Here is a 5,634-nt window from a genome sequence, read left to right on the forward strand (position 1 = left end):
GCCCGCTTGTTGGGCACATGGGGAATGTCGTGGCCGATGTGCCAGAGCAGCGAGTTGAGGGCGGATTTGCGGGAGGAGCCGGTGCCCACCACATCCCCCACAAAGGCAACGGGATGGCCGCGGCGCTTCAGCTCGGCAATGGCGGCCAGGGATCCTGGAGCGCGGGACTCCAGCATGGCTTGGGCGTGGAGGGGGATATCCGGGCGGGTGGTGGCGTGGGCGGCGGGGGAAAGGTCGTCGGTGTTGATCTCGCCGGCAACTTTGAACACTGTTACAGTGATTGCTGCGGCCAGGGGAGCTTTGGCGGTAAACCATTCGCCCTTGGCCCAAGACTCGATCACCTGTCGGGCATAGGCATTGCCGGCTTGGCTCAGCTCCAGCACATCGTGAAAGGCATCGAAGATGAGCAGCGTGTGGCTGAGGGCGCGGGCTGCTGCCGCTGCAATCTCACTCCGGGGATCCCGCAACAGATCCAGCAAAACCTGGACGTTGTAGCCCCCCAGCATGGTGCCCAAGAGCTCCACCGCCCGCAGGGGAGTGATCAACGGGGATTCAACCTCCTCCTTGGCCACAGCGGCCAAAAAGCCCGCTTTCACATAGGCGGCTTCATCGACCCCCGGCGGGACGCGCTCTGTTAAGAGGTGCAACAAAAAGGCTTCTTCGCCAGCAGGCGGGGCCTTCAGGAGCTCGCACACCTGGCTGGTCTGGGCAGCGTTTAAGGGCAGCGGCGGGATCCCTTGGGCCTCGCGGGCAGCGGCGTGTTGGCGGTATTCGGCCAGCATGGGGGTTTAGGCACTCGACGTGGGTATTTATTCTACCGCTAGCTCGGCAGAGGAAAGGTCCTCGAGAAGGGATCCCATCCGCTGGCGGTAACTCAGCTTGGCCTAGGATAGCTCCGCCAACAGCTCTTTTTGGTAAAGGCCAATACAAGCTTGGATCAAGTCGTCCAGCTCCCCATCCAAGATGGGCTGCAGAGGGAAATTCTGGTTAAGGCGGTGGTCGGTAACGCGGTTGTCCTTGTAGTTGTAGGTGCGAATTTTTTCCGAGCGGGATCCCGTTCCCACCTGCATGCGCCGAGCAGAGCTGATGGAGGCCTGTTGCTCCTGCAGCTTCATCTCGTAGAGTTTGGCCCGCAAAATCTGCATGGCCCGCTGGCGGTTCTGCAGTTGGGAACGCTCCTCGGTACAAAACACCCGGATCCCGGTGGGCTTGTGGAGAAGATCCACCGCCGTCTCCACCTTGTTCACGTTTTGGCCGCCTGCCCCCCCGGAGCGTGCCGTTTTGATTTCGATGTCTTTCGGGTCGATGACCACCTCCACCTCGTCCACCTCTGGCATCACCGCCACCGTGGCCGTCGAGGTGTGGACACGGCCTTGCGCTTCGGTGACGGGCACCCGCTGCACCCGATGCACGCCAGCTTCAAACTTGAGCTTGCTGTACACCTGATCCCCTTGAATCTCCAGGATCGCCTCTTTGTAGCCCCCCAGCTCTCCTTCCGAGAGGCTCGCCAGACGCACCGACCAGCCCAGCTTTTCGGCGTAGCGGGTGTACATGCGGGCCAGATCCGCCGCCCACAGCGCCGCCTCCTCCCCACCGGTGCCGGCGCGAATCTCCAACATGATGTTCTTGTCGTCGTTGGGATCCCGGGGCAGCAGCAGCAGGGTGAGCTTTTCCTCCAGTTGTTCTTGGCGGGCCCGCAGTTGCTCAAGTTCCGCTCTTGCCATCGCCTCCAGCTCCGGGTCGGAGGCCGATTCCCGCAAAAGTTCTTCCGTCTGTTGCAGATCGCGATTCAGCTTTTGCCAGTCGTGAAAAGCCTGGACGGTGGCCTCCAAGGAGGAGCGGGCCTTGGCAATCCGCTGCAGCTCAGCTGGATCCGTGGCCACGTCCGGATCGGCCAAGCGCACCGTCAGCTCCTGAAAAGTGGCTTCGACATTCTTAAGCTGGTCGATCAGTTGAGCAGAAGCCATAGATTCGCAATACCCAGGGATCCAAGCGTTGCCCACACCCGGAGGGGGGAACCTCTACTTGGCCTTTTTGCCACCTCCCATGCCGTATTTGCGCATGAACTTCTCCACCCGGCCTTCGCTGTCGATGATCTTTTGGCTGCCGGTGAAAAAGGGATGGTTGCCCGACCAAACATCCACCCTGAGCTCCGGCTTGGTGGATCCCACCGTCATCACCACTTCGCCGTTGCAGATGACTTTGGCTTCTGGATACCACTGCGGGTGCAATCCTTTCTTGGGCATAACCCTTTCCTCCTCTGGGCCTGTTTCTATACCCTTGTCTATCAACATCTTCCTCTAAAAACAACGGCAGGGATCCCTAGCGCTTCGAGTACTGGGGAGCCTTGCGGGCCTTGCGCAGGCCGTATTTCTTCCGCTCCACGGCGCGCGGATCCCGTTTCAGATAACCCTCGACTTTCAAAGGGCCGCGATTGGCCGGATCCACCTCGCAGAGGGCGCGCGCCACCCCCAGCTTGATCGCATCCGCCTGGCCGTGAACGCCGCCGCCATGGGCTCGCACCAAGATGTCGTAGGAGTTTTCCAGTCCAAGGATCTCCAGCGGCCCCTTCACACTGGCCAGCAGGGCTTCTTGATACTGCAGATACTGGTCTCCCGGCCTGTCGTTGATGATGATTTTGCCCGTGCCGGGCACCAAACGCACGCGGGCAACGGCGGTTTTGCGGCGTCCCGTTCCCCAATAAACGGCTCGTTGGCTGCTCGCTTGAGTCATGCTTTGGCTCCTGGGATCGTGTTGAGGGGATAAACTTGGGGCTGCTGGGCCTCATGAGGGTGGCTCGGCCCGACATAAACTTTCAGCTTGGTGAATTGCCGCCGGCCCAAACGGGTGTGGGGCAACATTCCCTTGACCGCTTTTTCCACCACCCGCTCCGGCAGCCGCGCCTGCAGTTGGGCAAAGGTTTCCACTTTCATGCCGCCAGGACGGCCGGAGTGGCGGCGGTAGAGCTTTTGGGTGCGCTTTTTGCCGGTGACCACCACTTTCTCAGCGTTGATCACAATTACATAGTCCCCCGTATCCAGGTGAGGGGTGAAGTCCGGTTTATGCTTACCCCGCAAGAGGGTGGCCACAGCGGCGGCCAAGCGGCCCAGGCGCTGATTGGCAGCATCCACCAGATACCAGCGGGGCGCCAGAGTCTCGGGGTTGGGAAGGGGAGTTTTGTTCATGGCAGCCAAGGAAACATATCAGGACAAGCTTGGAGATCGCCCAGATCAACCGCAGGAATGGGCCAACGCAGCCGGCGACCGGAGGGCGGAGGGAGGCTCTGTGGGCAAGGCCCAAAAGGGCAGCGAGTGGGCGAACTGTTGACCGAAGGGATCCGCAGCATAGCCCACATCCGTCAGGCACAGCCCTTGCGGAGGAGCGCTGTAGCGGGTGCGCATCTGGCTCCAGTCGTTGTGTTGCCACAGGTGGACAAACTGTGCCGGGCTGAGCTGGCCCCGGCCCACCACCTCTAGGGATCCCACCAAGAGCCGCATCATCCGGTAGAGGAAGCCGCTGGCCTGCACCTCGATGCTGATCAAGTCCCCCAGCCGCTGGCAGAGCACCTCCTGCACCTGTACCCGCGAGTGGGGCCGATCCGATCCCCGCCGCCGGAAGGCTTCCAAGCTGTGCTCCCCCAGCAGGGAATTCAGGGCTTCCGCCATCGGCTCCACCTGCAGAGGCCAACGCACTTGCCAGCTAAAGAGGCGCCAGAACACATCCGGTCGCTCCCGGTTCAGAATCAGGTAGCGGTAACGGCGCCAGCGAGCCGAAAAGCGGGCATGCCAGGAGCCAGGCACTTGAGCAGAAGCCAGCACTACCACATCTTCCGGCAGACAGTCGTTCAGCACCCTCGACCACTCCGCCGCAGGGATACCGGAGGTGGTGTCGAAGTGGGCCACCTGGCCTGCAGCATGAACCCCCGTATCGGTGCGACCGGCCCCATAGAGGGTTACCGGATGCCCCGCCCGCGACGCAATCGCCTCCTCCAGCACCCCTTGCACGGTACGGCGGGCTGCCTGGCGCTGCCAGCCATAGAACCTGCTGCCGAGGTACTGAATTCTCAGGGCAATGCGACGGTACGGCATGGATCCCTTTCCGCTACACCAGCTCGATGACCGCCATTTCTGCTCCATCCCCCCGCCGATGCACGGTGCGCAAGATGCGGGTATAGCCACCGGGCCGATCCCGGTAGCGCTCAGGAGCCTGCTCAAACAGGGAGCGCACCAGCTCCTTGTCGTAGATGTAGGCCAGCGCCTGTCGCCGCGCCGCCAGGGATCCCTCTTTGGCCAGGGTAATCATCTTCTCGGTGGTGGCCCGAATGGCTTTGGCGCGGGCTTTGGTGGTGGTGATCCGCCCTTCCCGCAGCAGAGCCGTGGTCAGCGCCCGCATCAGGGCCTTGCGCTGGTCGGCGGGCTTATTGAGGTGGGGGGTACGACGGCGGTGGCGCATGGTAACCTCTGTCTTGTGTCCTACACTCTTCGGGGATCCTTGCGTTTTGACGCGGTTGTGCTAGCGGTGCAGATGCTTGAGACGGAACCTAAACTCTAGGCCTTGCCTTTTTCGCGGGTGCGGGGCAGTGTCAGACCAAAGCGGGCTTTCAAAGCCTGCACCACCTCTTCGGCAGACTTCTGGCCAAAGTTTTTGATCTCCAGCAGATCTTCCTCGGTATAGAGCAGCAGATCGGCTACCGTGTTGATCTGAGCTCGCTTCAGACAGTTGTAGGCCCGTACCGAGAGCTGTAGCTCCTCGATGGGGATCTGGTTTTTTTGGTTGTCCTCGTCTGGCTTGGGCGGCACAGGAGCATCGAAGCTGACCTCCTGCAGCGGTGCGAACAAGCCCACCAAAATGCGGGCCGCTTGGCTGAGGGCCTCTTGCGGGGTGAGGCTGCCGTTGGTCCAGATTTCCAATACTAGCCGATCTTTTTCCAGGAATTGGCCCACCCGAGCTGCTTCCACAGCGTAGTTCACCTTGCGCACCGGCATGAAGACAGAGTCGATCTGCAGAAAATCAATCGCCATCGCTTTGCTGTCGGAGTAATCGACGGCGCGGTAGCCATGTCCCCGGCCAATCATGAACTCCATTTCCAAAATCGCCCCTTCCGCCAGGGTGGCAATGTGGTGACGGGGGTTGATCACCTCCACATCGCTGGGCAATTGCAGCTTCTCAGCAGTAACTTCCCCTGGCCCCTGAGCCACCAAGCGGCCCACCTGAGTCTCGGGGGAACTGGAGCGCAGCACCAGCTCCTTCATGTTTAGAAGGATCTCCATCACGTCTTCCCGCACCCCCGGCACCGTGGAAAACTCGTGGGTCACCCCGGCAATGCGTACAGCAGTCACCGCCGTCCCCTCCAGATTGGAGAGCAACACCCGCCGCAAAGCGTTGCCCACCGTGATCCCTTGGCCGCGCTCCAGTGGCCCCAGAGCAAATTTGCCGTAGTGAACGCCGTTATCATCCCGATGAGATTCAACACACTCGGTCTGGTAAGCAACAGCGCTTGAGCTCGCTCTGCTGCCCAGAGAGTGGGAGAGGGTTCGGCTGGTTTGAATCGTCATGGTGGCCCCGTCCGTCTGGCTCGACATCCGTTTGGAGAACTGATGAAACTTCGAGGTCATCTCACGCTTGGGCAGACCT

The 5,634-nt window shown here is 61.2% G+C and carries 7 protein-coding genes and 1 pseudogene; all 8 read right to left on the minus strand.

From position 1 onward, the window contains the following. Positions 1-782 (minus strand): annotated as a pseudogene (locus NW820_RS03940) (aconitate hydratase B); the annotation flags it as partial. 102 nt (positions 783-884) lie between these two features. Then, entirely contained in the window at positions 885-1,967 is a 1,083-nt protein-coding gene (prfA, locus tag NW820_RS03945) for a peptide chain release factor 1 (RefSeq protein ID WP_011433196.1), read from the minus strand. Positions 1,968-2,021: 54 nt separating this feature from the next. Continuing rightward, positions 2,022-2,246 (minus strand): 50S ribosomal protein L31, encoded by a 225-nt coding sequence (gene rpmE / locus NW820_RS03950; RefSeq protein ID WP_414351133.1) that lies wholly within the window; start codon positions 2,244-2,246, stop codon positions 2,022-2,024. Between the two features lie 76 nt (positions 2,247-2,322). Then, positions 2,323-2,733, minus strand: coding sequence for a 30S ribosomal protein S9 (gene rpsI, locus NW820_RS03955; RefSeq protein WP_011433194.1), 411 nt, complete (start codon positions 2,731-2,733; stop codon positions 2,323-2,325). Beyond that, the gene (gene rplM, locus NW820_RS03960; protein ID WP_414355792.1) at positions 2,730-3,185 is read right to left on the minus strand and encodes a 50S ribosomal protein L13; all 456 of its coding nucleotides are present in this window, start codon (positions 3,183-3,185) and stop codon (positions 2,730-2,732) included. The genes rpsI and rplM overlap by 4 nt, the downstream gene beginning before the upstream one ends. Positions 3,186-3,230: 45 nt before the next feature. Beyond that, the gene (truA, locus tag NW820_RS03965) at positions 3,231-4,088 is read right to left on the minus strand and encodes a tRNA pseudouridine(38-40) synthase TruA (RefSeq protein WP_414406745.1); all 858 of its coding nucleotides are present in this window, start codon (positions 4,086-4,088) and stop codon (positions 3,231-3,233) included. A 13-nt stretch (positions 4,089-4,101) separates the two neighbouring features. Further along, positions 4,102-4,452 (minus strand): 50S ribosomal protein L17, encoded by a 351-nt coding sequence (gene rplQ / locus NW820_RS03970; RefSeq protein WP_011433191.1) that lies wholly within the window; start codon positions 4,450-4,452, stop codon positions 4,102-4,104. Between the two features lie 95 nt (positions 4,453-4,547). Beyond that, positions 4,548-5,555 carry a DNA-directed RNA polymerase subunit alpha gene (locus NW820_RS03975; RefSeq protein WP_011433190.1) on the minus strand — a complete coding sequence of 336 codons (1,008 nt, stop codon included), beginning with the start codon at positions 5,553-5,555 and terminating at the stop codon, positions 4,548-4,550. Positions 5,556-5,634 lie beyond the last annotated feature (79 nt).

The sequence above is a fragment of the Synechococcus sp. R55.7 genome (assembly GCF_047461955.1).
GTDB lineage: Bacteria > Cyanobacteriota > Cyanobacteriia > Thermostichales > Thermostichaceae > Thermostichus.